Source organism: Halopiger thermotolerans (assembly GCF_054654555.1).
The window spans coordinates 301,427-327,417 of record NZ_BAAIEU010000001.1 but is presented as its reverse complement, the minus strand read 5'-3'; the positions used below and the strand labels follow the sequence as shown (position 1 = coordinate 327,417).

20 protein-coding genes are annotated in these 25,991 nt (G+C 68.5%); 5 read left to right on the top strand and 15 right to left on the bottom strand.

The window, feature by feature from the left end; genetic code table 11:
• Nucleotide 1: 1 nt before the first annotated feature.
• From ACYQ26_RS01715 to ACYQ26_RS01705, 3 genes are all read right to left on the bottom strand, one after another.
• Nucleotides 2-817, bottom strand: a complete 816-nt coding sequence (locus ACYQ26_RS01715) for a hypothetical protein (RefSeq protein ID WP_459806558.1) — start codon at nt 815-817, stop codon at nt 2-4.
• Between the two features lie 185 nt (nt 818-1,002).
• Nucleotides 1,003-1,422 carry an Hsp20/alpha crystallin family protein gene (locus ACYQ26_RS01710; RefSeq protein ID WP_459806557.1) on the bottom strand — a complete coding sequence of 140 codons (420 nt, stop codon included), beginning with the start codon at nt 1,420-1,422 and terminating at the stop codon, nt 1,003-1,005.
• Nucleotides 1,423-1,508: 86 nt separating this feature from the next.
• A complete protein-coding gene (locus ACYQ26_RS01705) occupies nt 1,509-1,964 on the bottom strand; it encodes a peroxiredoxin (RefSeq protein ID WP_459806556.1) in 456 nt (151 codons plus the stop codon).
• Between the two features lie 256 nt (nt 1,965-2,220).
• Between ACYQ26_RS01705 and ACYQ26_RS01700 the strand changes: the two genes are divergently transcribed.
• Nucleotides 2,221-3,867, top strand: coding sequence for a methyl-accepting chemotaxis protein (locus ACYQ26_RS01700; RefSeq protein ID WP_459806555.1), 1,647 nt, complete (start codon nt 2,221-2,223; stop codon nt 3,865-3,867).
• On the top strand, nt 3,867-4,601 hold the full coding sequence (locus tag ACYQ26_RS01695; RefSeq protein ID WP_459806554.1) for a G protein-coupled receptor family protein: 735 nt from the start codon (nt 3,867-3,869) through the stop codon (nt 4,599-4,601). The genes ACYQ26_RS01700 and ACYQ26_RS01695 overlap by 1 nt, the downstream gene beginning before the upstream one ends.
• A 36-nt stretch (nt 4,602-4,637) precedes the next feature.
• On the opposite strand, the gene pheA is transcribed toward ACYQ26_RS01695, so the two are convergent.
• Entirely contained in the window at nt 4,638-5,456 is an 819-nt protein-coding gene (gene pheA / locus ACYQ26_RS01690; protein WP_459806553.1) for a prephenate dehydratase, read from the bottom strand.
• Nucleotides 5,457-5,625: 169 nt separating this feature from the next.
• Here pheA and ACYQ26_RS01685 point away from each other — a divergent pair, with 169 nt between their 5' ends.
• Entirely contained in the window at nt 5,626-7,320 is a 1,695-nt protein-coding gene (locus tag ACYQ26_RS01685; protein WP_459806552.1) for a sensor histidine kinase, read from the top strand.
• Nucleotides 7,321-7,364: 44 nt separating this feature from the next.
• Here ACYQ26_RS01685 and ACYQ26_RS01680 read toward each other — a convergent pair whose 3' ends face one another.
• Together ACYQ26_RS01680 and ACYQ26_RS01675 are read right to left on the bottom strand one after the other, a co-directional pair.
• Entirely contained in the window at nt 7,365-8,690 is a 1,326-nt protein-coding gene (locus ACYQ26_RS01680; RefSeq protein WP_459806551.1) for an MFS transporter, read from the bottom strand.
• Between the two features lie 380 nt (nt 8,691-9,070).
• Complete coding sequence (locus ACYQ26_RS01675; protein ID WP_459806550.1) at nt 9,071-9,379, bottom strand: non-histone chromosomal MC1 family protein; 309 nt, start codon at nt 9,377-9,379, stop codon at nt 9,071-9,073.
• A gap of 238 nt (nt 9,380-9,617) precedes the next feature.
• Here ACYQ26_RS01675 and ACYQ26_RS01670 point away from each other — a divergent pair, with 238 nt between their 5' ends.
• The gene (locus ACYQ26_RS01670) at nt 9,618-9,815 is read left to right on the top strand and encodes a hypothetical protein (protein ID WP_006111025.1); all 198 of its coding nucleotides are present in this window, start codon (nt 9,618-9,620) and stop codon (nt 9,813-9,815) included.
• A 254-nt stretch (nt 9,816-10,069) separates the two neighbouring features.
• Here the strand turns inward: ACYQ26_RS01670 and pheT are convergent, their stop codons facing one another.
• The 4 genes from pheT to ACYQ26_RS01650 form a co-directional block, all read right to left on the bottom strand.
• The gene (gene pheT / locus ACYQ26_RS01665) at nt 10,070-11,782 is read right to left on the bottom strand and encodes a phenylalanine--tRNA ligase subunit beta (protein ID WP_459806549.1); all 1,713 of its coding nucleotides are present in this window, start codon (nt 11,780-11,782) and stop codon (nt 10,070-10,072) included.
• Nucleotides 11,782-13,308, bottom strand: a complete 1,527-nt coding sequence (gene pheS, locus ACYQ26_RS01660) for a phenylalanine--tRNA ligase subunit alpha (RefSeq protein WP_459806548.1) — start codon at nt 13,306-13,308, stop codon at nt 11,782-11,784. Before pheS ends, pheT begins: the two co-directional genes overlap by 1 nt.
• Nucleotides 13,309-13,642: 334 nt before the next feature.
• Entirely contained in the window at nt 13,643-15,079 is a 1,437-nt protein-coding gene (locus tag ACYQ26_RS01655; protein WP_459806547.1) for a hypothetical protein, read from the bottom strand.
• A 107-nt stretch (nt 15,080-15,186) separates the two neighbouring features.
• On the bottom strand, nt 15,187-16,782 hold the full coding sequence (locus ACYQ26_RS01650) for a tryptophan--tRNA ligase (protein WP_459806546.1): 1,596 nt from the start codon (nt 16,780-16,782) through the stop codon (nt 15,187-15,189).
• 135 nt (nt 16,783-16,917) lie between these two features.
• On the opposite strand from ACYQ26_RS01650, the gene ACYQ26_RS01645 reads away from it, so the two are divergent.
• A complete protein-coding gene (locus tag ACYQ26_RS01645; RefSeq protein WP_459806545.1) occupies nt 16,918-17,904 on the top strand; it encodes an AAA family ATPase in 987 nt (328 codons plus the stop codon).
• A 28-nt stretch (nt 17,905-17,932) separates the two neighbouring features.
• Here ACYQ26_RS01645 and ACYQ26_RS01640 read toward each other — a convergent pair whose 3' ends face one another.
• The 5 genes from ACYQ26_RS01640 to ACYQ26_RS01620 form a co-directional block, all read right to left on the bottom strand.
• Complete coding sequence (locus ACYQ26_RS01640) at nt 17,933-19,636, bottom strand: DUF7519 family protein (protein WP_459806544.1); 1,704 nt, start codon at nt 19,634-19,636, stop codon at nt 17,933-17,935.
• A complete protein-coding gene (locus ACYQ26_RS01635) occupies nt 19,636-21,051 on the bottom strand; it encodes a DUF58 domain-containing protein (protein ID WP_459806543.1) in 1,416 nt (471 codons plus the stop codon). Before ACYQ26_RS01635 ends, ACYQ26_RS01640 begins: the two co-directional genes overlap by 1 nt.
• A complete protein-coding gene (locus tag ACYQ26_RS01630; protein WP_459806542.1) occupies nt 21,044-21,838 on the bottom strand; it encodes a DUF7269 family protein in 795 nt (264 codons plus the stop codon). The genes ACYQ26_RS01635 and ACYQ26_RS01630 overlap by 8 nt, the downstream gene beginning before the upstream one ends.
• Nucleotides 21,835-24,456, bottom strand: a complete 2,622-nt coding sequence (locus tag ACYQ26_RS01625) for a DUF4129 domain-containing protein (RefSeq protein WP_459806541.1) — start codon at nt 24,454-24,456, stop codon at nt 21,835-21,837. The genes ACYQ26_RS01630 and ACYQ26_RS01625 overlap by 4 nt, the downstream gene beginning before the upstream one ends.
• A 123-nt stretch (nt 24,457-24,579) precedes the next feature.
• A complete protein-coding gene (locus ACYQ26_RS01620; RefSeq protein ID WP_459806540.1) occupies nt 24,580-25,869 on the bottom strand; it encodes an FtsZ/tubulin family protein in 1,290 nt (429 codons plus the stop codon).
• Nucleotides 25,870-25,991 lie beyond the last annotated feature (122 nt).

The following is a 25,991-nucleotide window of genomic DNA, read 5'->3' as shown; positions in this document are numbered from 1 at the left end:
CTCAGACGATGCCGATCGCTGCGACGATCGCGCCGAGCGCGAGTAACCCGCCCCCGACCGCCCGCTGGAGGCGAAGCTTCGAGCGCAACTGCTCGCGCTGCTCGCCGACGTCCCCGGAGCCGAGCACCAGCGGCGTCTCCTCGGTCCCCCGGACGACGTAGCCGTCGGCCGTTTCGGCGAGTTCGCCCCGCACCACCAGTTCGTCTCCCTCGCGGATCACGGTGGCCTGGTACTTGTCGGGCCAGTTGGTCTTCCCGCCGACGCTGATCGAGAACTCGAGGTCGCTCAAGGCGCCGTCCTCGCTGGCCAGTCCCGTCCGTTCGAAGAAGCGATTGATCGGGTCGAGCTCGCCGAGGTAGGTTTCTTCCTCCGGGTCGTCGAGGAATAACTGCGGCGAGTCGAACGGGTCGATCGCGTCGTCGCGCCGGGACGGCAGCGTCGAGGCGTCGACGCGGACGCGGTCCCAGCCGCGGTCGACGGCGAACTCGCCGACCGCCAGTCCGTTCTCGACGGTCCGCCAGCGGGTGCTTCCTTCCGATCCCCTGCCGCCCTTTCGACGGACGCGCCACGCCCAGAGAGCTGGCGGGTCGCCGTCGACTGTGAGCTCCGGGCCGGTCCGAGCCGGCGCCGCGGCCTCGGCGACGCGAACCGGTCCTTGAATCGTCACTTCGCCGCCTGCCTCGAGGCGCTCGTCGTCCGTGGTGTCGACCTCGTCGATCGTCGCGTACCGCTTGCGGGTCGAGCGGGCCTGCGACAGGACGAATCCGCCGATCAAGACACAAACACCTGCGACGACGAGCGCATTCGTTTCGACCATGACCGAATAGCTGTCACCCGAGAACAATAGTCGTAGCGGTGACGTTTCGAGAGCGGTACGAACGCGCGGCTGCTTTGTCGATCGGAACACCGCGTCCAAGGGGCTCCGCGAGCGATGTTAGCCCGAGGTCTGTGGCCAGCGGGTAGTCACCGATCGATCCAGTTCCGGCGTCGAGCGGTCGACGACTATTCGATGTCGATCTCCTTCGACTCGTCGCCGCCGCCGACCTTCGGGAGCCGGACGGTCAGCACGCCGTCCTCGTAGCCCGCCGAAACGGCGTCCTCCTCGACCGGCTCCGGCAGGCGGATCCGGCGGTTGGCCGTCTTCCGGGTCCGCTCGCGGCGCAGATACTCGCCCTCGGCGTACTCCCGTTCGTTCTCGCGGTTGGCCTCGAGCCGCAGGGTCCCCTCCGAGAGCGTCAGATCGATGTCCTCGGTCTCGTACCCCGGAAGGTCGGCGGTGACGACGTACTCGTCGCCGGTGTCGGCGACGTCGACGGGGACGGTGCCCGGCACCTGGAGTCCGCCGCTGGCCATTCCCTCCTCGACCTGGCGGCTGACGCGGTCGAGCATCTCCTCGAGTTCGTCGAACGGGTTTCGTCGCATACGCGAAGCTACGCTTTCAAGGGGGATAAATTCTGCCTGCGCTGCGAGGACAAAACGAGCGGATAGGGAAGCGTGCGACGCTCCGACTACTCCGGCAGCGTCACAAGCCCGTCTTCGAGGGCGTCCTGCAGAACGTCTCGCGCGTGCCCGTTCGGATCGACGCGCTCGTAGACCGCCTGCACCTCGCCGTCCGCGAGGACGAACGTCGTCCGTGCGGCCGCACCACCCTGTACGTCGACGTCAAAGGCCGCTGCGATCTCGCCGTCGGGGTCTGCGAGCAAGTCGAACTCGAGGCCCTTGGCCTCGCAAAACGAGCGGTGGGAGTCGATGTCGTCGGTCGAGACGCCGTAGACGTCGACGCCGGCGTCTCGGTAGGTATCGTACTCGCGCTGGAACTGGTTCGCCTCGATCGTACAGCTGGGCGTGTCGTCACACGGGTAGAAGTACAGCACCGTGGGCTCGTCGAACTCGAGCGCGATCTCGTCGCCGTCCTGATTCGGTGCGCGCACGGTCGGGGCGTCGTCGCCGTCGTCGAGGGGCATACGCGAACTCCGGCCGGCCTCGAAAAACCGTTTGCGGTACTCGAGGTCTCGAGGCCAAACAGACATGGTTTTTACATTTCTGTCGGCGCATACATCGCCCTCGAAACGAGTACATGTTCGTTCGGACTTGAAATCCTCCGAGAAGCCACTCGAGGGTTCGAACCAATCGGCGATAACAATTATCTGCCTTCCGTACAGTTTTGTCACAGCAGAAACCCGTCGTCACCGATGTGGGTGCGTTCGGGCAGGAAATATAATGGTATTCGACACGCTCGTTCCCGATCGAATTCGGAAGCAGTATAGTTTGAAAATAGCCGTGATAGTCGGCTGCGTGCTGGCCGTCACGCTCGCGTTCGCGGTTCTCTTCGGTCGACACGTCGTTACCGGTCCGGCGGACGAAGCGACGACGCGCGCGATCGCCGCGCTGACGGGACTCACGGTCGTGTTCAGCGTGAACCTCGGCCTCCTCGGCATCGTGCTGGGCGGGAACGTCTCGCTGGCGCTTCGCCGTCTGGCCGGTAAGACCGAGCAGATCGGTGACGGGGAGTTCGACGTCGACCTCGAGACCGAGCGCGTCGACGAAATCGGATCGCTGTACCGGTCGGTCGAGCAGATGCGCGATTCCCTGGAGGAATCCCTCGAGACGCTCGAGGAGGAACAGAAGCGGGCCGAACGAGCGCGGACCGAAGCCGAAGAGCGCGCCGAGGAACTCGAGGCAGAACGGACCCGGGTTCAGGAGACGCGGGCGGAAGTCGAACGGCAGAACGAACGGTTGGTCGCGGAGGCCGAGCGCTTCTCCGAGGTGATGGACGCCTGTGCGGACGGCGACCTGACCCGGCGGCTCGAGCCGGAGGTCGATAACGAGGCGATCGAAGCGATCGCGACCTCGTTCAACGAGATGCTCGACCGGATGAGCGACACCATCGCCGAAGTACAGCGTTCAGCCGAGGCCGTCGAGACCATGTCGGTCGAACTCGACGACTCGAGTCGCCAGATTCGGACGGCGAGTCAGGAAGTCGCCGAGTCGGTTCAGGAGATCGCCGAGGGGGCGGCCGACCAGTCGACGGACTTAGACGACGCCGCGGGCGAGGTCAGCGAACTGTCCGCCGCCACGGAGGAGGTCGCGTCGACGACCAACGAGATCGCCGAGCAGTCCGAACAGGTGTCGACGCTGACCGACGAGGGGCGCGAGGTCGCGGCCGAAGTGGCGACGAACATCGACGAACTCGCCGCGAACACGGAGACGGTCGTCGACACGGCCGAGGAACTCACCCGGGAGACCGAACAGATCGAGGAGATCATCGCCCTGATCGACGACATCGCGGATCAGACGAACTTGCTCGCGCTGAACGCGTCGATCGAGGCCGCGACGGCGGGCGAGGCCGGCAGCGGCTTCGCGGTCGTCGCCGACGAGATCAAATCGCTCGCCGAGGAAACGATGGCCGCCGTCGACGACATCGAGGGGACCCTCGAGTCGATCAGAGACCGCACGCAGACGACGGCCGACGAGATCTCCGCGGTCGACTCGAACATGCAGACGACGGCGACGCTCGTCGACGACCTCGAGTCGCGCCTCGAGACGGTTTCGACCGAGATCGAGCAGGTCGACGGGAGCATCCAGCAGATCGCGGAGACGACCGACGATCAGGCCGACTCGGCCCAGGAGCTGTCGATCATCGTCGACGACGTCGCCGAGGTCGCCGACGAAACCAGCACCAAATCCCAGCAGGCCGCCGCGGCCTCCGAGGAGACGAGTGCGACGATCGACTCGGTCACGCAGACGGCGACGGATCTCGGGGACAGCGCCGAAGATCTGCTGGGGCTGATCGACGAGTTCGCCCTCGAGGTCGAACGGCAGTCCCGTCCGATGGCGGCCGACGGGAGCGGAGGTGGTCGCGCGTGATGGACTTCCTCTACGCGAACTCGATGCAACTCGCCGGCGTCCTCCTCGGACTGCTCACCCTGGGATTCGTCGGCTGGGCGCGCACCCTCCCGGTCGCGTGTCGGCGGTACGGGTACGCGGCCGCTGCGGCGGCCGGCGCGATGGCCGTCGTCTACCTGGGGACGGGCCCGCTCCAGCAGGCCCTCGGGATCGGTCAGGACCCGATCCGGTTTCTGGGCTATACGGCGATGTGGGTCCCGATCGTGCTCGTTATCGGCTCGATCGCCGGCTCCGACCGACGGCTGACGCTGGGCCTGCTCGGCGTCGTCCTGGCGCGCGTGTGGGTCACGTACTTCGCCGGCTTCCTCGACGGAATCGCCATGACGCTCGCGACGCTCGTTCCGTTCGCGCTGCTCGTGGTCGGCATCGCGCTGTTGTACGGCCCGTTCGCGCGGACGGCGGCGGACCGATCGCCGGAGCGGTCGCTGCTGTACAACAAACTCAAGCACTTGATCGCCCTCGCATGGATCGGACTCGTCGCGAACGGGCTCATCGTCGCCTTCCAACTGGTCGACGAGTTCGTCGGGCTGATCGTGCTCCTCTACGTCGAGGTGGTCCTCGTGGTCGGCTTCGGCGCGCTCGTCCTCCGGAACGTCGAGGCACTCGAGGACGCGTCGGCGACCGGGCTGCTCTCGTTCGGTGCCGACGCCGCCGATGCGTTCGACCCGGTCGAAAACCGGGAACCCGGCGACTGAGGAAGTACAAACGCGTTTTATGCGATCTGCGGTGTCCTATTCGACTACGTGTTCTGTATCGTACGAGCCAAGCCGGCGCACCCAGCCGTCTTCCGCGAGCTCCTCGATCTCCGCGAGGGCCTCCGTCGTCCGGCGCTCGTACAGTCCCGCCTCGATGTCGATGTGGAAGACGTAATCGCCCAGCCGCTGGCCGCTCGGGCGCGACTCGAGGCGGACGAGGTTGATATCGCGCTCGGCGAAGGGCTCGAGCAGTTCCAGCAGCAGGCCGGGGTAGTCGACGTCCGGGTAGACGACGAGCGAGGTCTTGCCGCCGCCGTCGGCGCGCTCGTCGGCCGGCGCGATCGCGAAGAATCGCGTCGCGTTCGAGTCCCGGTCCTGGATGTCCTCGGCCAGCACCTCGAGGCCGTTCCCGCCGTCGGCGTTCGCGGGGTGGCCGATGCCGGCGACCGAGGGGTCCTCGCGGGCGAACTCGACGCCCTGGGCCGTGCTCGCGACGGCCTCGAGGGTGGCGTCGGGGTACTCGCGCTCGAGGTAGGAGCGACACTGGGCCAGCGCCTGGGAGTGGCTGGCGACGGTGTCGAACTCCGGCCCCTGCGCGAGCAGGGCGTGGCGGATCGGGGTGACGATCTCGCGGACGACGGCGACGTCGTACTCCGCGAGGGCGTCGAGGCTCTCGGTGACGCTGCCCTCGATGCTGTTCTCGATCGGGATGACGCCGCGGTCGTACTCGCCGCTGGCGACGGCGTCGACGATCGCCGTCACCGATTGGCGGAAGTCGATCGCGCCGTCGTCGGCGACGGCGGTCGTGGCTCGATGTGAGTAGGTCCCTTCCGGTCCGAGCGTCACTGCGTTCATTGGCGTTCCGTAGTGTGGACGGGGTGAAAAGAACGTCGGGACCGACCGCGCCGCCCCACGGCGTCGCTCGACCCGCGGTGACGATCGTCGCGTCCCGCACGAGACCGAATCCGCCACAAGCTATATTCGAACTCTGGCGAATAGTTCGGAAACCGCAGGTCGAGAGATAGTGGCAGGAGTAGACAGGGATCGTCGTCGCTCGTTTCACGTCCGCTACGCCGACGTCGATAGCGGCCCCGAGCGCCTCTCCTCGGCGCTCGAGCCGCCGTATCGGGTCACCGAGGTCGACGCGGCCGAGATCGACGGCGACGCGCTCCGCGGGGCGGTCGATTCCGACGTCGACTGTCTGGTCGTGACCGACGCGTTTCGCGAGCGGATCGACGGCCGCTCGTGGGCCGACTCGCTCGAGTCCGTGTCCGCCGCGCGGCCGTCGCTGCCGGTCGTTCCCGTCGTCCCGTCGCTCGAGCCCGAGCGGGTTCGATCGCTGGTGCGGGCCGACGTCGCCGACGTCGTCTGCCGCGCCGATCGATCGGACTCGTCGGCCCCGGGACCCGCGTCGGAGTCCGATCCGGCGGCGCGGCTTCGAGCCCGGATCGACGACGTCTACGACGCCTCGATTTCGGACGTCGGCGAGACCGTCCTCGAGATCGCGCGCTCGCTGATGGGCGCCGCGCCGGACGAGGTCGACGTCGAGATCGAGTGGGCGCTCGGCTCGATCGGCACCCGGCTCAACGCCGAGCGCTGTCTCGTCTTCGAGTACGACGACCGCGCGGAGCGTCTCGAGCCGACGCACGGCTGGGACGCCGCCCGGTCGGGCACCGATTCGCTCGAGTCGGCGCCGACTGCTTCGGATACCGTCCCTGATATGGATAGCACTCTGTCCGCGGACGCTTCAGATGTCGAGCCGATCGACTCGTCGGCGTTCCCCGGCTTCGAGGACTCACTCCAGGAGTACGACGCGCACGCGATTCCGCCGACGACCGATCATCCCGAGATCGACGTTCCCGACGGATTCATCGGCGATCTCGGTCCGAACGAGGGCAGCGAGGGCGGCGATACCCACCCCTACCTCGAGCGGCGCGGCCTCGAGGCGCTGCTCGCAGTACCGATCGTCATCGACTGGGAGCTGCGGGGCGTGCTCGTCGTCGGACAGGACCACCGCCGGTCGTGGCCGGACCAACTGTGCCGCCAGCTCCGGATGCTCGGCGAACTGATCGGCCACACGATCGAGCGCAAGCACCGTCGACGCGAACTCGTCCGGAAGAACGAGCACCTCGAGCGGTTCGCGTCCGTCGTCAGCCACGACCTCCGGAACCCGCTGAACGTGATCGCGGGTACCGCCGATCTGGTTGCCGAAACCGAAGATCTGAGCCGGCTCGATCACATCACCGCCTCGGCCGACCGCATGGAGTCGATGATCGACGACCTCCTGCTGCTGGCCCGCGACGGCGCGAAACTGGGTACCGTCGACGACGTCTCCCTCGAGTCGGTCGTGACCGACGCGTGGTGCAGCGTCGAGACGATGGACGCGACGCTCGAGACGCGCGATCTGCCGACCGTCGCGGCGGACCCGGGCCGCCTTCGGCAGGCGCTCGAGAACCTCGTGCGCAACGCCGTCGAGCACAACGACGCGGGCGTTACAATCCTTGTCGAAGGGACCGACGACGGGTTCGCGTTTGAAGACGATGGCGATGGGGTGCCGTCGGATCGTCGCGAACACATCTTCGAGGAGGGGTACTCCGGCGCGAACGGCACCGGACTCGGACTGTCGATCGTCGAGACGGTCGTGTCGGCCCACGGCTGGGACGTCTCGGTAACCGACGGCCGACGGGGCGGCGCTCGGTTCGAGGTCGCGACGGAGTGATCGGATCGTCCGTCCGTTCGGATTCTTGTCGGCCCGAATCCGCGTCAGTCGTCTCCGGGCGCCACTTGAGGACTGCCGGCGGCCGCGTCGTCGGCGACGAGCCAGCCGCTTTCGGTCGCCTGCTCGGCGATGCGAGGCTGGAACACCCACGCGGACAGCGCGATGATCGGGAGCATCGTTGCGGCGACGACCGCGTAACCGAGGTGGAGGTTCGGCAGGAACGGCGCGGCGAAGATCAGCGGGTAGATCGACCCGCCGGAGGAGCCGATACCGCCGACGACGCCGGCGACGCTGCCAGAACTGTCGGGGAACATCGCCGGCACCTGCGCGAAGATCGCGCCCTCGGCGAACGCACAGCCCAGGCCGACGAAAAATCCGGCGACGACGGCTGCGTAGATGTTCCCCGTCAGGCCGGCCGCGGTCATCCCGAACATCGCACACATCACGAACACGAGCGTCGCGAACGTCCACTGCTCGCGGTAGCGGCCCTCGAACCAGGGGAGGAGGTCTTTCTCCTTGCGGGCGACGAGGTCGCTGACGTAGCCGCCGATCGGACGCAGCAGGCCGGCCGCGATCGAGAACGTCGCCGCGAACGTCGCCGCGATGACGATGTCGCTCTGGCCGAACGCCTCGCGGTAGTAGGTGCCGAGCCAGCCGTTCATCGCCAGCTCGAGGCCGAAGGTCATGACGTAGGCGACCGAGAGCACGACCGCGCCGTAGCGGGTCGCGATGTACAGCCACTGCTTCACGCTCACGCTCGCTTTGGTCGCCTGGCGCTTGTGCTCGCTCTTGGCGGCGTCCCCGAAGACGAAGTAGCACACGCCGACGACGACGGCCAGCGCGCCGGTGTAGAAGAACGCGGCGCGCCAGTTCGCCGAGAACAGCGGGCCGACGTACCCCTCGCCGAAGAGCCGCGGCAGCGTGAAGTACGCGCCCAGCCCCGCACCGGCGTTGCCGATGCCGGCGAAGATCCCTTCGGCCGTCCCGAGTTCCTCCTCCTCGAACCACTCGGAGACGTGCTGGATGCCGATGACGAACGTGATGCCCGCCAGCGACGCGACGATCCGCGAGGCCGTGAACACCTCATAGGTCTGTGCGAAGGCGCTGACGATCGCGAACGCGCCCACGATCACCATCGTCCCGCCTGCGGTCACCGGCGCGCCGAACTTGTCGGTCAGCGGCCCGATGACGATGCGACCGAGCGGAACCGCGATGACGGCCGCGCTCGAGACGACGCCGAGTTGCGCGACCGAGAGCCCGAACTCCTCGGCGATCTCGCCCGTGAAGGGGGCGAAGGAGAACCAGATGACGAAGCCGAGGTTGAACATCACCGTCGCGAGGAGCAGGTTCTTCCACTTGCCGGGGATCATGCCACCACCTCCGCTTCCGGCTCGGGCTCCGTCTTCGCCGGCTCGAGTTCGAACTGGGCGCGTTCGCCGCGCACCGTGCTTGAAGGATAATCTGGCCCTATATCGCGACTACGGTGGACGATCGAGTTCATATCTCGATCAACACTGGACGCTCGAGTCCGTATAAGCTTAGTTCTTAGATGAATACAACAATACAGTCGCTCCCCCGTACGCTCTAAGGGATATAATCTCCTTTAGGAGGTTGGGATTTGCCGGCTGAAGGGGAGGTTCGAAGCACACGCGTCGGGAAATACGGCGTCGAAACTAACGAATCAAACGACACGATCTGTCCGGTCGGCACTCTGACTATGATGCTCCTGAGAAAATATCGCCGGCTGCAGTCACTCCTCGAGGTGTTCGATCCCCTGTTTCGAGACGTTCGCCTCCGTGATCTCGTCGGGCATCCAGTCTGGCTTGTCGTCGGGGGCCGTCTCCTCCCAGGCCCACCCCTCGTAGATGTGGACCTTGTCCGTACCCTTCTCTCGAAGCCGTAGTTCGACGCGGTCGGCCTCGTCCTCGCTCGAGCCCGGCTCGAGCCGTCGGGCCGCCTTGAGCGCCGCCTGTCGCGGGGTGTTCCCCGAGAAGACGCTCGTCTCCTCGCCGTCCGATTCACGCAGTGCAAAGTTCCGTTTGCCGTCGTCACGTACCATGGTTTCGCCTCCGTGTCAATTCAGCACACGACCTGACATAAAGATATCCCCCAAAATCGACCGACTGCGGCGGTATCTTTAAGTGCAACGGGCGCGCATCGTCCCCGCAGCATCAACCGCCCGCGTCGGCGTCGCTTTGTCCACTTTCCTCTCGAACCGGTGTGTAACAAGGTCATTCGTCGAAGCGTCGAAAACACTTAAGTATATCCTACGGCGAAGTTCGGCATAGAATCCCGCGATGGTACGGAAAAAGAAGCTGAGTCCGAGTGGTGCGAAAGACGAAGACGGCAACTACCACAACGTCCACCTCAACCTCCACGAGGATGAACTCGCAGTCGCGGGCATGGATATCGGCGACGAGGTCTTCGTCCGTGTTCGAGACGGCAAGATCATCATCCAGAAAGCCGACGAGGAGGACGTCGAGCACGAGTTCTAGAACCGAACTTTTGCGCTGCGCTCGTTCCGCGCCGACGGCAGCGTAGCTGCCGCACGGCGCGTCGTCGCTCGGCAAAATCTCGAGAGAGCGGAGCTCTCTCGGACCTCGCGGAATCAAAGATTTCGCTTAGCTTCGATGAAAAGCACTCCTCCTTCCCCTACGGGTCAGTCGTCGGCCCGCTCGCTCGTTTCACTCGCTCGCGAGACCTGACGGCACCCACAGCAAAACGGGGCGAGCGCGTTGCTCGAGACTGATCAGCGCAGCGCTGCGAGATCGAACTCGAAGCCGGCGACGGGCACCTCGAGGTCGTGCTCGACGAGTACCTTCGGATGCACCTCGCCGATGACCCCCACTTCCTCGCCGTCGATGACGACGCTGGCAGTTCGACCCGAAATGAAGGTGGGGTGCTCGGTCGGCGGCGTCTCGAGATCGACGTCGAAGCGGCGACAGAGCGCCTGCAGGCGGGCCTTGGCGTCCTCGTAGCCGGCCTCGTGGCTCGCGAGGACCGCACCGACGCGGCGCCGCTCGGCGACGCCGGTGTTCTCGCTCTCGTCGACTTCGGCGGTGAAGCCGATCTCCGCGAGGTCCTGCGGGTACGCGCGGTGGGTGTTACGCTCTAAGACCATCAACAGCGAGGGCGTGACCCACGTCCGCAGCATGGTGAAGTCCTCGCTGTAGGGCTCCTTGATCGTCGCGGGCTCGGCGGCGCCGTAGACGTCGTCGTCGGGAGCGATCTCGAGGCGCTCGTAGTTCTCCGCCTCGTTGATCATATGGAAGTTCAGCAGGTCCTCGAAGCCTAGGCCGACGAGCTGTTCGCGGACCGAGCGCTCGAGCCGGGAGCGCTCGTGGCGGCCGCCGACGGTGCCGACGTCGGGGTAGCGGGGCTCGAGGTCGTTGAAGCCGTAGGCGCGTCCGAGGTCGTCGATGACATCGAGCGGGTGGAGGACGTCGACGCGGTAGGGTGGGACCGTCACCTCGTAGACGAGATCGCCGTCTTCGCTTTCGTCCGTTTCTGCCTCGAGTCCGGAGCGCTCCGCGAGGTCGATCACTTCCTCGGGATCGAGGTCGATGCCCAGAATCGTCTCGATGCGGTCGTGGGCGACCGTCTTCGTCTTCGTCGAGAGGTCCGGGCGGACGATCTCGTGGTCCGGATACTCGACTTTGACCTCCTCGAGCGTCGCGCCGCGGCCCGCCAGCGCGTAGCAGACGATGTTCAGCATCTTGTCGATCGTCCACTGGTCGGTGCCGGTCATCTCGACGAACAGGTCCCGCGAGTCCGTCGAGACCTCCGTGCGGCGGCCGTTGATGACCGGCGGGAACGAGAATAGCCCGAGGTCGTCGTAGATCGCCGGATAGCGCTCGTACTCGCTGACGAGGTCAGCGTAGGTCTGCCCAGTTTGGTGTTCCTCGAGGACGTCCGCGGGGGTCATCTCCTGATCCGAGTCCAGCGGGACGAACGTGTCCTCGTCGGGCTCGAGGCCGACGTACTCGATCGTCGGGTTGCCCTCCGTCGCGGGGCTGCCCTTCAGCATCGTCAGGTCGTGGATGCCGATCGCGCCCTTCGCGCGCTTGCGGCCCATCGTCGCGTGGAGCTTCTCCTGCAGTTGGATGAGCGACTCGAGGGCCTCCTCGTCGAGGTCGACGTCGCGGATCACGGCGCCCGTCACGTAGGGCCGTTCGTCCGGCACCGACTCGTCGACCTCGATGGTCCAGTCGGCGTCGTTCGTCGAGGGGACGTGCACCCCGCGGGCGTCGCCGTACTGGTAGCGCAGCGAGCGCGCGACGCCCTCGACGGAGAGTCGGTCGAGCCGGTCGGGCGCGAACTCGAGTTCGAATTCGCCGTCCTCGGTGCGGCCCTCGAACTCGAGGCCGAGCCCGAACAGGTCCTCCTTGAGTTCCTCGTCGTCTTTCTCCTCGCGACCGGTCAGGTCCCGCAGTTCGTCGGGGTCGATGTCGACCGTGGGCATCAGTAGGTCACCTCCGTGTTGCGCAGCAGTTCCAGGTCACACAGCGTGCCGTGGATGTCCCGGATGTCCTCGAAGCCGTACATCAGCATCAGCAGGCGCTCGAGCGCGAGCCCCCAGGCCATGACGTCGCACTCCACGCCCAGCGGCTCGAGCATCTCCTCGCGGAAGATACCCGAGTTGCCGATCTCGACGAGTTCGCCGGTGGTCGGGTGGGTGCCGAACAGTTCGAACGACGGCTCCGTGTACGGGTTGTAGTGGGGCTTGAATCGGATGTCCTCGATGCCGAACTGGGCGTAGAACTCCTCGAAGGTGCCCATCAGGTCCCGCACCGAGAGGTCCTCGGCCATCACCCAGCCCTCGATCTGGAAGAACTCGAGCAGGTGCGTCGGGTCGAGGGTGTCGTTGCGGTAGACCTTCTCGACGCTGAAGAAGCGGGCGGGCGGCTCGATGTCGCCGATCTGCTCGCCCGACAGATAGCGCGTGGAAAGGGACGTCGTGTGCCCGCGCAGCGCGAGCGCCCGCGCGAAGTCCTCGTCCCACGGCGAGTGGTAGCCCTCGCCGTCCTCGCCGACGCCCTCCTTGTGGGCGCGTTCGACGCGCTCGACGAGATTCTCGGGGAGGTCGTCGATGTGGGTCGGCTGCTCGAGGGCGAACCGGTCCCAGTGCGTGCGAGCGGGGTGGTCCTGGGGCATGAACAGGCAGTCGTTGATCCAGAAGTCCGCGTCGACGTGCGGGCCCTGCATCTCCTGGAAGCCCATGCCCACGAGGACGTCCTTCACGCGCTCGGCGGTCTGGCGCAGGATGTGGACGTTCCCGCCCTCAAAGCGCTCGGCGTCGGCCTCGACGTTGTAGTCGGCGAACTCGACGTCCTCCCACTCGCCGCTGGTGAGCAGTTCGGACGTGACCTGCCCGACCGTCTCGGCGGTCTCGATGCCGGCCATCAGTTCGGTGACGGCTCGCTCGGTCAGGGTCGCCTCGCGGACGGTCGTCTCGGAGATCTCGACCAGTCCGCGCCGGTCGAGTTGCTCGAGCGTGTCGCCGTCGATGTCCACGGCGTCCACGGGCGTCTCGTCCGCTCCCTCGAGCGCCGCGAGCGCGTTCGCCTCCGCGTCCGCGTCGGGATCGGCGTCGGGATCGGCGGTGATCTCGCCACTGTCGATCGTCCCGTACCCCTTGCGCGCGTAGTTCGAGAGCGCAATGTCGACCTGCGGTCCCTCGAGTCCCGACGCGCCGATGACCTGCCCCATCTGGACGGGTTCGGAATCGGCGCCGGCCTCGAGGGCGGCCTCGTACAGTCGCACTTCGGGGAGTTCGTCGGTGGCGTACTCTCGACCTTCCTCGGTCAGTTGGATCGTTTCGTCGACCCGCTCGTCGACGGCGACCAGCCCCTCGTCCTCGAGTTCGAAGACCGCGCCGGTGACGGTCTCCGGGGGCAGATCGGTCGCCTCGGCGAGGGCGTCGACGGACGTTGCCTCGTCCGCGCTCGCGGCCTCGAGGACCGCGACCTGTGATTCTGGAAGTTGCATTCGCTTGTTTGGATGGCTGACGGGCGGTCAGTTAGCGGTTCCGACTCGGATCGGCGTCTCGAGGCAGGCGGAGCCGGCCTTCCGATCCGACACCGATGACCGTCGATCGAACCGATCGACGGCAGACGGTCGGTTTCGCCGCGGGCGACCGGTGTGGACGCCCGCGGGTCCGCCGACCCGCGCTACGCGCGGAAGAAGAAGCCGAATCCCGATCGCGGCCGCTGGGGCTGATTGACGACGCCTCCGGCGTGGGATTCGGATGCCATATGCGTTCGATGCGAGAGGGAAAGCAAAAACGTTGCGGGTTGGTAGCAGGCGCCGGTCCCTCGGCCGGTCAGCCGTTCGAGAGCCGCGTCCGCTCGAGCGTCCCCGAGTCGACCCAGACGAACCCCGACTGCTCGGCGGCGGCCTTCGCCTCCCGAACCGCGTCGGGGTCGAACGGATCGTCGAACTCGATCCGGCGTTGCTCGGGTTCGACGGCCGGCAGCTCCGGCAGGAAGTCGTCGTCCTCGAGCAACCCCTCGACGGAGACGTCGCCGCCGGCGCCGAGCGCGGCGCCGAGCGCCCGGTAGCGTTCGTTCTCGGTTTCCCACTCGACGTCGGAGCCGAACGAATCGTTCGAGACGCGGGTCGTGGTGGTCGTTCCCGAGAGCGTGCCGAAGCCGTCATCGTCGTCGTCCGATTCCGATTTCGACTCTGGCTCCGGTGCCGACGCTGATCCCGACTCGTCAGTGCTGCCCGCTCGAGCGCCGTCGGACTCTCGTTCGGCGGTTTCAGCAGTCGTCCGCGACGAATTCTCGCCGTCGCTGACTCTCGAGACGGTCGGCGATCCGCGTAGTTCGAACCCGTCGGCTTCCCTCGAGGGCGGGGACGTCGTCGGGTCCGCCGTGTCGGGTTCTCGCTGCCGAGTTTCGGACGCGGAGCCGGCGGCGGCCGGCGGAGCTTCGGTCGCGTCGCTCCGCTCGCTCGCCGACTCGGTTTCGGTTCCGGCTTCGGCTTCTTCGATGAGCGAACCGATCCCGTCGTCCCCGCCCTCGAGCGCCGTCGATTCATCGTCGGCGTCGTATCTGCTGTCACGTTCGCGGTCGTGCGCCCATGCAGGCCACGGCTCGTCGTCACCGGCCGCTGACGGTTCCGAGTCGGCCGGCACGTACGCCTTGAGGTCGTACTCCGGCAGTAACGGCTGCTCGACCGCCGTAATCCGCGGGCCGTATCGATCCCGCAGCCGCTCGAGTTCGCGCTCGTCGACCAGCGCGGCCCGCCACCGGTCGACGCCCGAGGAGAGGAGGACGAATCGGGCGTCCGTCCCGGGGAGGAGCGCCTCGTTGATCGCGTGCAGCACCGCGGGCAGGTTGTCGGTGCCCAGCGGCGTGTCGGGGTACTCGAACATCGTCTCGCGCCGCCGGCCGCCGTGGTCGGTCGCCTCGAGGCGCAGCCGCTGGGACGCACCCCTTGCGCGGCCCTCGCGCGGAAGCGCGAACGACCAGCCGATCGCCTCGAAGACGGCCGTTAGCTCGCGCTCGAGCGACGCTCGCGAATAGCGCGCGGCGCAGTTGAGTCCGCGGTCGCTCCGGGCGACGGTCTGTCGGAGGACGGCCGTTCGGTTCCGGCCGTCGGAGAGGATATTGGCGAGTGCATCCTCGAGCGGGTCGTCGCTTCGGTCGCTCCGACCGCTCCGTCGGCGGTCGATATCCGACGCCGTCACGCCGAACGCGCCGAGCACGTCCGCGCAGACGAGGAGGGCGTCCGAATCGCGAGGAGGGCGGGCCATTCGTCCGAGTGGTTTCACGAACGGGCCTATATAACTACGTCAGACGACGACCTGTAAGTTAGGAACGAAGACGCGAAACGAGTCCGAGAGCGTGCCGATCGCCGCCGTTACCGGCGCCGCGGCGACTTGAGTTCGATGTCCGCTTCCTCGAGCAGTTCCTTGACCTCCTCGCGTTTCTCCTGGTGTTCCTCGAGGAACTCCCGCATGAGCTGGGCGGCCTGCTCCTTACAGTCGCCACAGAGCCGTTCGCCGCCGACGCACTCGTCGTAGACGCGCTTGGCGAACTCGTCGTCGTCGCCGGCCAGCAGGTAGGCGTAGAGTTCGTAGACGGGACACTCGTCGGCGCGGCCGCCCTTCTCGCGCTGTTCCTCCGCCGTCTCGCGGCCGCCGGTGGTCGCGGCCTTGACCTTGTCGTAGCCGTCCTCGGGGTCGTCCAGCAGGGAGATGTGCGAGGCGGGAATCGAGGAGGACATCTTGCCGCCCGTGAGTCCGGTCATGAATCGGTGGTAGATCGACGAGGGCGGCTGGAAACCGTAGCCGCCGTTTTCGACCTCGATCTCGCGGGCCAGTTCCTCGGCCTCGTCGCGCTCGAGGTCGAAGGCGTCGACGTGGTTTTCGTAGACGCGCTTCTCGCCGTCGATCGCGTCGATCAGCGCCTCGAACGCCTCGTCGGTCGCGCGGCGATCGAAAAAGCGGATTCGCGGACGAAGCGGCTCCATGCCGCCCTCCTCGAGTTTCGTCAGCACGGAGTCGAGAGTGCTCGCGTCGACCTCGAGGTCGGAGAGGGGCGTCTCCTCGAGTTCTTCGGCGACGTGGGTACACCGGAGCATGTCGTCGTCGAAGTCCGCGGGGTCGAGCCGCTCGTAGAAGTCGGCGACAAGTTCCCGTTCGTCGTCTTCGAGTTCGAAGCTGGCGTACGCTTCGCTCACCTTGAAGAAGCGCATCCGCTCGGCGAGGTCGCGGGCCAGCCGGACGTGGGGGTCCTGGTCGGGGCCGACCGGGATGACCGTCGGCTTGGGCTCCTCGAGTTGCGGGTAGAGGATGTCGGCCATCTGGGTGACGACCGACTGCATGTGCGAGATGTCGGTTTCGCCGTCGAAGCCGTAGATCGACTGGAACTCGGAGAAGTTGGCGTCGGCGCCCAACTCGAAGGCCAGATCCTGCAGTTCGCGATTGGTCGACTGGCGGTAGAGCGTCCCCTCCTCGGGGTCGAAGCCCAGCGCGAGCAGGGAGAGGAGGTAGTCCCGGGCGTGCTCATCGATCTCTTCCCAGGACATGCCGCGGGCCGAATTGGCCTCGAGGTCGGCGATCAGGGCGTAGGCGTCGGCGCCCTGCTGCTGGTGCCAGATGATCTCGTCGAAGACGAGCTTGTGGCCGATGTGGGGGTCGCCGGTCGGCATGAATCCCGACAGCACCGCCGCGGGCTCGTCGTTTCGCAGCGCCTCGGCGACGGGGCGGTAGTCGCGGTGGCCGAAGATGACCCCGCGGCGCATTAGGTAGTGCGGGTGGGGGACCTCGTCCAATACTTCGTCGAACTCCTCGATGCCGAACTCCTCGAAGAGCTTGCGGTAGTCGGAGACGCTCGAGGAGCCCCACGGGTCGAGCGCGACGTCGTCCGCGCCTGCAGCCCCTCCGTCCGTCAGCGGTTCTCCTGACTCGGACTCGGAGTCAGCCGACTCCTCGAGTGGATCGTCTCCGGTCATTATCGTCGTTTTGGCGCTCGGGTGCGCAAAAGCCTTCGCTTCTCGCCGCTCGATTCGCGCTCGGCGGGGACGGGCCGGCCGCCGACCGGTCGGATCGCCAGTATCTTCATGTGACGGCGCCGACAACGACGATCGATGGCAGACGCAGACCCGGACCCGGGCCGCTCGGTCGCCGCCGCCAGCGACGCCTGCACCGAAGTGATCGACCGGATCGGCGACGCGGTGATCACGGACCACGAATTCCTCGAAACCGTCCTGACCGCCGCGCTCGCGCGCGGCCACGTCCTCCTTGAGGATGTCCCCGGAACCGGGAAGACCCTGACCGCGCTCACGGTCGCGCAGGCGCTTGGCCTCGAGTTCTCCCGGATCCAGTTCACGCCGGATCTGCTGCCCAGCGACATCACCGGCTCGCACGTGTTCAACGAGGCGACCGGCGAGTTCGAGTTCACTGAGGGCCCGGTCTTCGCGAACGTCGTCCTCGCGGACGAGATCAACCGCGCGCCGCCGAAAACCCAGGCTGCCCTGCTCGAGGCGATGGACGAAGGTCAGGTCACCGTCGACGGGACGACCCGGGACCTGCCGGACCCGTTCCTCGTGATCGCGACGCAAAACCCCGTCGAGCAGGAAGGGACGTTCGAACTCCCCGAGGCCCAGCGCGACCGCTTCATGGTCAAGAGTTCGATCGGCTACCCCGAGCGCGAGGGCGAACTCGAGTTGATCGAGCGCCGGAGCCGTCGCGAAACCAAGATGCCCTCCGTCGAGCCGGTCCTCGAGACACAGGGCGTCCGTCGATTGCAGACCGTCCCCGAGCGGATCACGATGGCCCGCGAGGTCCGCGAGTACCTCGTCGACCTCGCGCGGGCGACCCGGGCGGACGACCGGGTCGATATCGGCATCTCGCCGCGCGGAATCCAGCGCTACTACGAGGCGGCCCGAGCGCGCGCGGCGATCGAGGGACGCGAGTACGTCGCCCCGGACGACGTCAAGCGGATCGCCGTTCCGGTCATGCAACACCGGCTCGTGCTGACGACCGACGCGCAGATCGAGGGCGTCGACGGCGCGACCGTCGTCAGGGACGTGCTCGAGCAGGTCGAGGTGCCGGCCGTCGAGCCGTCGCGGTAGTCGTTTTTCTTCTCGAGCGCCGGAGAAGTTAGTCCTCGTCCGCCGCCGCTGCAGCCGCCGTCGCCCGCCGCTTGAGCACGATCAGCGCCGCGAGCAGCGCGACGGTGAGACAGATGACGATCGTCGCGCCGGTGCGGACCGTCGCGCGCTCGAGGACGGCGGTGAACCCGAGCGCGAGCGCGATGCCGACGATCCCGACGACGACGGCGCCGGTCGCGTGCGCGACCGCCGGCCGGCGGACGGTCGGATCGCGGCCCAGTTCCTCGGTGATCGAGACGCCGTAGACCGCGCTGTCCCAGGCGACGATCGCACACGCGACGACGCCGCTGACGATCAGCGTCGACGCGCCGGCGACCGCCGCGGCGATCGCCCCGCCGACGAGCGCGCCGGCCGCCAGCGACCCCGGCGCGCCCCGGTCCGGCAGCAGTCTGAGGGCGCCGACCAGCCAGATCGCGACGAAAAGCGTGCCGACGGTGCCGACGACGCCCGCGACCGCGATGGTTACGATCGCGATTCCTGCAGGCGGCGCGAGCAGCCCCGAGAGTTCCTGCAGCGGTATCGCCCCGAGCATCGGCAGGGGAAGCGTTCCCCCGTCGGCCGCGATCGCCTCGAGTTCCGGCCGGAGCAACCCGTCGAAGGCGCGCGGATAGCCGACCGACACGAGCAGCGAGACGAGCGTCCCGCCGGAAAGCACCGGCAGCCACCTGACGGCGGGATGGTATCGAAGTCGGTAGAGGCCGGGCAGCCGCGAGAGCAGGAGCCCCCCGATCAGAACGCCGATGCCGCCGACGAACGCGACGCGCGGTCCCGTCGCCATCGCGAGCGGAACCGCGGTCGACTCGAGCAGCGGGTACACCGCCCGGAGGGACGGTTCGTCGGTCGCCCGCGAGAGCGCGGCAGCGATCGTTAGCGCACTGCTGCCCAGCAGGACGGTCCAGCCGCCCCAGCCGGCCCGTGACGCGAACCGTCGGATCCGCCGGCGGACGTCCGCCCGGCGATCGCGGGGCACCAACTCCGGGATCGGCAGTCGCGGCAGGACGAAGTACAGGGTCCAGAGCAGGGCGACGAGGAGGGCGACGAAGGTTGCGACGCCCACTGCCGTGCTCTCGGGTGCGAACAGGCGTGCGAACTCGAGACCGCCGTCGGTCGCGGCCGCGCCGGTCCCCGTCTCTGACCCGCTGGCACCGGCGAGCGGAACGATCTCGCGTACCCGTCTTCGAACCGGCGGGAGGTGGAAGCCGCCGACGACCGCGAGCGGGAGCGTCGTGGCGACGGCGACGGGGATCGCCGACCGAACCGCACCGTCGCCGATGGCGCCCGTGACGGTCGCCGTCGCGCCGAACGCCGCCAGCCCGATCGCGACGACGACGCCGATTCGGGTCGCGAGTTCGCTCGGGCCCGCGCCGGCGCCGACGCTGGTTGCCGTCTCGAGTCCGGCCGCAGCCGCGATTCCGAGCGCGGCGAACACGACGAGGCAGCTCCCGAGGGCGCGGCCGCCGGGCGTCCGCCGCTTCGTCGCCGTCACCGTGGCCGTCAGGAGACAGCCGGCTGCGACGGCGGCGACGGCCGGTACGAGGGCGTCGATACCGAACGCGAGCGCGAGCGCGCCGGCCAGCGTCGCGAGGATCGTCGTCAGCGCCGTCACCGGCGCGCTGGTCGTTTCGGGGGTGGAGGGCGAGTCTCGGCGCGTCCGCGCGGTCGGCTCCGGCGGCTCGCCGATATCGCTCGCCATCAGCGGATCACCTCCCCGAAGCCGCGCCCGAGGGCGCCGGCCAGCGGCGTCTCCGGATCCCAGTCCGCGATCGGCACGTCGAGCCGGCGCAGGCGCTCGAGGCGGGCCTGCCGCCGGATCGCGGCCAGCCGCGCCCCGACCGCGTCGGCGTCGGTGACGGCCGGCGAGATCACCGCCGCACTGTACCCTCGGCGGCGGAACTCGGCCGTGAGATCGACGATCTCGTCGTCGACGGCGGGCGTACAGACCACGAGCTGAGCGGTGGCGGGCAGCAGCGCCTCGAGGTGGTCGACGTCGGCCGCGACACCGTCGTGGCCGCCGTTGCCCCCATCAGCGCGCGCCGCGCTCGAGTCGGCGCCGGTCGGTTTCGACTGTGCCGCCGGGTCGGCCCCGGTCGATGCTGATTCCTCGGTCGGCCGGTCGGCACCGCTGCCGCGAGCGGCGACGGCGTCGCAGACCCGCGCGACCCGACCGCCGACGTCGACGCCGTTACCGGGCTTCACGTACGCCGGCGGGCCGGTGTAGACGCCGGGCGTGCGGCCGCGAACGCCGAGACCGACGATCCCGACGTTGTGGCCTACCTCGAGCAGCGCACTGGCGGTCACGACGCCGGCGTAGGCGGCGAGCGTGATGCCGTCGGGCCGTCCGCGGGCCGGTGCAACCCCCGAAACGTCGCGGCCGTCGACGACGACGACGACGTTCGTCGCCTCCTGCTCGCGGTAGAGCACGGTCCCGAGTTCGCCGGTGCGGGCGTAGCGGCGCCAGTCGATGCGGCTCAGCGGGTCGCCCTGCTGGTAGTCCCGGGTCGAGTGGAACTCGTAGCCCGCGCCGCCGCTGTCGCTGGCGACGGCGCCCGTGACGGCGATCGTCTCCCGGTGGAGCGGCAGGCCGTCCAGCGGGATCGTACACTCGAGTTCGGCGTCGCCGTCGGCGGGGAGTTCGGCGGTTGCGACGGCCGTCGCGCTCAGGCTCCGCAGGCGGACCCAGGCCGAATCGAAGACGTAGGTGCCGCGCCGCGGCTGGATCGCGTACTCGAGGTCGATCTCCTCGCCGGCCCGGAGCGTCGTCGCGCCGCGCGCGTCCCCGTCGATGACGTCTACGTTCTCCGGCACGCCGTCGGCGATTCTGACGTCGGGCAGCGTCCGATCCGATTCGTTTCGAACCGTCAGCGTGACCGCGACGCGCTCGCCGGGCAGCGGCGTCCGCGGCGTGCAGTCGCGCTCGAGGGCGATCGCGGCTGACGGATCGGGCGCCGAGGAAAGCGCCGCGTAGCCCAGGTAAGTCACCGGAACGACCGCGGCGACCAACAGCGACGCCGAGCCGAGTACGGCGCCGGCGGCCGCGAGGACGAGCGAGGCGACGACCCCGGAGTGCCACCGCGTGACGCGACGGACGGTCGGGCGCTGCTTACGCATCGTCGCCCTCCGCGTCCGCCTTGGCGGCCGTAGCGCCGGTTTCACTATCGGTACCACTCTCGCCGTCCCGCCGTGTTTCCGGATTCATCGTCGCCGAACTCGCGTCGGTTCCGTCCCTCGACCGCTCCGCGCTGAACTCGCCCTCCGCCGCGTACCGTTCCATCTCGGCGAGCGTCCGCTCGAGCCGTCGCCGGAACGTTCGGCCGGGGAACAGCCACCGCCGCAGTCGGTGACGGAGCGAGAGCGTCCCGGCGGACTCGTCGCCGAGGAAGACCGCGGCGATCCGGTCGTCGGTCCACTCGCCGCATCGGATCCGCTCGTCGGCGGCGTCGCTCGAGTAGCCCTTCGCGGTCTCGACGGCCCGGAGCGACTCGCGCAGGTCCGCGACGACCGCGTTCGTGTTGGCCCGGTTCCCCCGCTTGAGCGCGTCGATCGTCCGGTCGACGCGCTCGGTCGCGGGTTCGCCGACGACGTCGACGGCAGCGCCGACGCTCCCGTCGCCCTCGTCGGCGGCGGCCGTCGCTACCGCCGACGCGTCGGGATCGGCGGCCCGGACGTCCGTCGCGCCGGAGAAGTACGAGCGCCAGAGGCCGAACAACCCGATCGCGGCCGCGGCCCCGATCAGCACGTGCTGCCGATCGACGGCCGCCTCGACCGTCGCGACGGCCTCGAGTGCCTCGGGCGGCAGTACCGACGGCGCGGTCGCCAGGACGGCGCCGATACCCAGGGCTGAAAGGGTCACGAGGACGAGGAGGACGTTCGTCTTGGAGTAGCCGGATCCGCTCATCGATGGTCACCGTCGGATTCGATTTCGTTTCCGCCATCGTTCCCGCTCCCGTCCTCGGTTCCGTCGGCGTTAGCATCGTCGCCGCCCGTCACCGACCGCACCGCGGATCGCACCCGCTCGAGCCGCTCGTCGGACGGCGCGGTCTTCCCGTACTCGCTGTCCCGAAAGGCGTCGACGACGGTCCGAACCGGCGGCTCGGGGAATCCTTTCTCGACCGCGTACCGGCCGATTTCGCCGGGCGTCTTCGTTCGGAGGCGGGGCGGGCGCACCAACCGCACGAACTCCGCCCAGAGTTCGCGGAGCGTCCGAACGTCCTCGTCCTTTCCCTGGTCGTCGCCGTCGGTCGCGCCGCCGGTGTCGGTAACGGACCCCGTCACGTCGCCGACCCGCTCCCTCGAGGAGCGCAACAGGGACCGAATCGCGTCGCGAAGGTATCGGTACAGCCGCGCCGGGTGGAGCGCCGCGAGCGCAGCCACCCCCTTCGTGGCGAGTTCGCCGGGCAGGGCGACGAGCCAGCGGCCGGCCCGCTCGAGCGCTCGAGCGACCGCGCGGGCGCGACCGGCGATCCAGTAGCTAAGCGACTCGAGAGCGCGGGCGAGCCGGACGACGGCGTCGACGGTTCGTCGGCCGAGCGTCCGGAGGGCGTCGCCGAGCCGCCGGAGCAGGCTCGCCGGCGAACGCAGCGAGCGGACGCGGTCGCCCACACCGTACCGTGCGGAGAGTCGCCAGAGGAGCGCTACGCCGCCGACGATGGCCAGCAACAGCAGCGCGGCGTTTCGGTAGAGCCCGTCGACGGTCGTCGTCGCGCGTGCGCCCCCGTACTCCGCGGCGAGCGTCGCCTCGTCCGCGAGCGGCAATCCGACGGTCGCGGTCCCGTCCGCGCCGGTCGTCGCCGCAGCGGTGCCGTCGACCAGTACCGTCGCGTTCGCGACCGATCCGTTCCCGTACTCGAGTCGCGCGTCGACCGGCCGACCGGGCAGCGGGAAGCGGTCCTCGACCGTCAGCGAGAGCGCCGCGACCGAGACCGTCCGCTCGGCCCGGATCTCGCCGCGCTCGACGGCGATCGTCGCGTTCCCCGGCGTCTCGGGAACGGGAACCGTCGCCGCGCCGTCGTCGCCGGTCGTGCCGTACGCCTCGCCGTCGATCGAGACGGTCCCCTGCGGGATCGGGTTGCCGTCGACGGTCGCGACGACGGTGACGTTCGTTCCGGCGATCGGTTTCCCGTCGATCGCCAGCTCCGTCTCGGGGTTCATCTCGACCGTCGTTTGCGCTCCGCTGCCGGTCTCGTTCCCGGCTGGGGAGTCCTGCGCCACCGAGAGCGGCATCGCCACGGAACCGTGGAACTGCCGCGACGAGCCGAGTCCCGGCAGCGCCGGCCCCGAAATCGAGGCGGATCCGCGGGCCGTCGTCGTCTCCGTTTCCGTCGGGGACACCTCGGCCCGCACCTCGAGCGTTTCCGTGTACGGCACTTCGCCGGTGACCGTCCCGTCCGCGCCGGTCGTCCCGACCCGCTCGTCGTTGAAGTAGACCGTGGCTCCCTCGACCGGGTCGCCGTCTCCGGTGACGGTGACCTCGACGGTCGAGCCGGGGGTCGGCTGTTCGTCGAACGAGATGTCGTACGACGTTCCGTCCTCGTCACCGGTTTCGTCGTCGCTAGTCTCGTCCGCGTCTTCGCCGTCTTCGCTGTCTTCGCTTTCGTCAGCGTCGCCCGACTCCAGTCCATCACTCTCACTCCCGCTCTCGCTCGAGTCGTCGCCGTTCGTATCGCCGTCCCCACTCCCCTCTTGCGACGGAGAAGACGAGTCACCGTCTCCGGTGGTGCTTTCGTCCCCGTCCGCGCTACCGTCGCCGGTGGACTCGCCGCTTCCGTCGCCGTCGCCTGTTTCGGAGTTTCCGTTTGTCCCGTCGCCGCTCGAGCCGCTGGAGCCGTCACCCGACGTCGTCCCGTCGCCGGCCGACCCCTGACCGTCGGTCGACGTTCCGTCGGATCGACCGCCGGGCTCTTCGGCCGTTCCGTCGCCGGATCCGGCGCCGAACTCTCCCTGGGTCGGCTCGCTGGATCCGTCTCCGCCCGCGGAGCCGGTTTCCGAACCGGATCCGGGTTGGCCACCGGCCGTTCCGTCCCGTTGGCCGGTGCCGGCGTCGCCGGGTTCAGAACCGGAACTGGAGCCAGAACTGGAATCGGCACCTGACGCTCCGGAGCCGTCACCCGTCTCCCCCGGCTGCTCGCCGCCCGCTCCGGAGCCGGATCCGTCCTCGAGCGAATCGGCGCCGCCGTCGGCCGATCCTGTCGTCTCGCCGCCGTCGACATTCCCTCCAGTACCAGATCCGCCGGAACTCGGCTGTTGGTCACCGTCACCGGTGCCGGTACCGCCACCGCCGCTGCCGAGTTGTAGTAACCCGCTCGAGCCCGCTTCGTCGGCCGGCTGCGCCGGTCCCTGTCCTTGGCCCTGTCCCTGAAGCCCGACGCCCCCGAGCGGCGGTATCGTGACCGCCGCGAGCGCCAGAATCGCCGCAGCGACGAGAACGAGCGCGACCTGCCCCCAATCGGGACCGGTCGCGGATGCGGCGCTCGCGTCGACTGACTCGTCGCTCGCCTCCGTCGATCCTGATCCCATCCGAAACTCCCGTATCGAACCCACCTAATTCCCCGATACCCATAAAAATATGCAGCGATAGGGCCTCTGCCGGCCACAACGCTTAGGTAGCGGCTTCGACCGTTCGAACCGATCCGACCGCGCTCATCCGTTCTCCGCCCGCATCGTTTCGAGCCGCTCGACCGGATCCACTCCCGCGAGGACCGCGACCGCGAAGACCTCGTCGCCGTCCGGCCGTGGCGCGTCGCCGCCGAGGATCTCGACCGAACCGGTCGTCGACTCGAGCGTCTCGCGGCCCTCCGAGATCGCCCGCCGGTTGAGCCACGCGGGCGGTCCGCCGACGATCAGCATCGCCCGCTCGGCGTTTTCGGGCTCGCACTCGAGGGTGAGCTTCCCCCGCAGCGCCTTTCGGATCGTCGTTTCCACGGCGCTGAACGCGGCGCCCGTGTCGACGTCCGGATCCGAACCGAAGAGGCCCAGCCCGAGGTCGATATCGAGCCCGAACAGCGAGCCGCCGCCGTCGTCGTCGGTCTCGACGCGTTGCGTGCCGTAGCCGAGGCTCACGACGTCGCTTTCGGTCCCCAAGATGCGGCCGACGTCGTTCGCGTCGATGACGGTCTCGGCGCCCGACTCGGCGTGCCGACCGCGGTCGCGAGTGCGTCCGTCTCCGTCCTCGAGGCCGCTCGTATCCGCCGTCGACGCGAAGAACGCGCCGACGCGGGTCGCGAGTTCTCGATTGAGTCGCTCGCGGCTGTCGTCCAGCCCCTCACGCGGTCGAAGCCACAGCTCGTTGTCGAAGCAGACGATCGCGTTCGCGAGACCGTCGAGTCGCTCGAGGGTCTCGACGGCGTTCGCTTCCGCGAGGGGGCGCGTTTCGGCTCCGGGAGTCGCCTCCGTCTCGGAATCGGCGGCCGTCTCGGTTGCCGCTGCGGTGTCGTCCGCTGGTACATCCGTGGCCGGTTCGGCGACCGGTGCTCGGTCGTCGACACCGTCGGCCGGCCGGTCCTCGAGTTCGGATTTCGCCGGCAGCGTCGCGAGGACGTACACCGGCTCGTCGTACAGCGTCTGTAAGTTCGCGACGAGATGCGGGGCGGTGCCGCCGCCGGTCGCCCCGCCGAGGCCGACGACGACCAGGAAGGCGTCCGCGAGCGAGGGTTGGCCCTGATCCAGCTGTCGGCTGAGTTCGTCGACGTACTCCTCGCCGACGTCGAATCCTCGGCCGAGGTTCCCGTTGAGCCCGTGGTCGATCGTCTCGCCGTACCGGTGTCGATGCGTGTCGGGGATCGCCCCGAGATCGGTCAGCCCGTCGACGTCGGTGTCGAACGCGAACGCGTCTGCGACGAACGACGGCGCCGCCGTCCCGTCGTCCGCCGCGCGGATCGCATCGGCGATCCGACACCCCGCGCCGCCGACGCCGATCACCTCGAGTTGCATAGCGAAACCTTTCGGACGACCGGGCTTTCACGTTTCCGTTCCGATCGCTTGGTCGGCTGACACTCCTGCACCACGCGCCCCTCCTCGACACCACGCGGCGCCCGCGCTCACCCTCGAGCCCG

Excerpts from the sequence above, each read along its gene's own strand:
- ACYQ26_RS01695 (WP_459806554.1), top strand. The coding sequence starts at position 3,867 with ATGGACTTCCTCTACGCGAACTCGATGCAACTCGCCGGCGTCCTCCTC.
- ACYQ26_RS01635 (WP_459806543.1), bottom strand. The coding sequence starts at position 21,051 with ATGCGTAAGCAGCGCCCGACCGTCCGTCGCGTCACGCGGTGGCACTCC.
- ACYQ26_RS01675 (WP_459806550.1), bottom strand. The coding sequence starts at position 9,379 with ATGGTACGTGACGACGGCAAACGGAACTTTGCACTGCGTGAATCGGAC.
- ACYQ26_RS01640 (WP_459806544.1), bottom strand. The coding sequence starts at position 19,636 with ATGGCGAGCGATATCGGCGAGCCGCCGGAGCCGACCGCGCGGACGCGC.
- ACYQ26_RS01620 (WP_459806540.1), bottom strand. The coding sequence starts at position 25,869 with ATGCAACTCGAGGTGATCGGCGTCGGCGGCGCGGGGTGTCGGATCGCC.
- ACYQ26_RS01655 (WP_459806547.1), bottom strand. The coding sequence starts at position 15,079 with ATGGCCCGCCCTCCTCGCGATTCGGACGCCCTCCTCGTCTGCGCGGAC.
- pheA (WP_459806553.1), bottom strand. The coding sequence starts at position 5,456 with ATGAACGCAGTGACGCTCGGACCGGAAGGGACCTACTCACATCGAGCC.
- ACYQ26_RS01715 (WP_459806558.1), bottom strand. The coding sequence starts at position 817 with ATGGTCGAAACGAATGCGCTCGTCGTCGCAGGTGTTTGTGTCTTGATC.
- ACYQ26_RS01680 (WP_459806551.1), bottom strand. The coding sequence starts at position 8,690 with ATGATCCCCGGCAAGTGGAAGAACCTGCTCCTCGCGACGGTGATGTTC.
- ACYQ26_RS01705 (WP_459806556.1), bottom strand. The coding sequence starts at position 1,964 with ATGCCCCTCGACGACGGCGACGACGCCCCGACCGTGCGCGCACCGAAT.
- pheS (WP_459806548.1), bottom strand. The coding sequence starts at position 13,308 with ATGCAACTTCCAGAATCACAGGTCGCGGTCCTCGAGGCCGCGAGCGCG.
- ACYQ26_RS01670 (WP_006111025.1), top strand. The coding sequence starts at position 9,618 with ATGGTACGGAAAAAGAAGCTGAGTCCGAGTGGTGCGAAAGACGAAGAC.
- pheT (WP_459806549.1), bottom strand. The coding sequence starts at position 11,782 with ATGCCCACGGTCGACATCGACCCCGACGAACTGCGGGACCTGACCGGT.
- ACYQ26_RS01630 (WP_459806542.1), bottom strand. The coding sequence starts at position 21,838 with ATGAGCGGATCCGGCTACTCCAAGACGAACGTCCTCCTCGTCCTCGTG.
- ACYQ26_RS01710 (WP_459806557.1), bottom strand. The coding sequence starts at position 1,422 with ATGCGACGAAACCCGTTCGACGAACTCGAGGAGATGCTCGACCGCGTC.
- ACYQ26_RS01625 (WP_459806541.1), bottom strand. The coding sequence starts at position 24,456 with ATGGGATCAGGATCGACGGAGGCGAGCGACGAGTCAGTCGACGCGAGC.
- ACYQ26_RS01700 (WP_459806555.1), top strand. The coding sequence starts at position 2,221 with ATGGTATTCGACACGCTCGTTCCCGATCGAATTCGGAAGCAGTATAGT.
- ACYQ26_RS01645 (WP_459806545.1), top strand. The coding sequence starts at position 16,918 with ATGGCAGACGCAGACCCGGACCCGGGCCGCTCGGTCGCCGCCGCCAGC.
- ACYQ26_RS01650 (WP_459806546.1), bottom strand. The coding sequence starts at position 16,782 with ATGACCGGAGACGATCCACTCGAGGAGTCGGCTGACTCCGAGTCCGAG.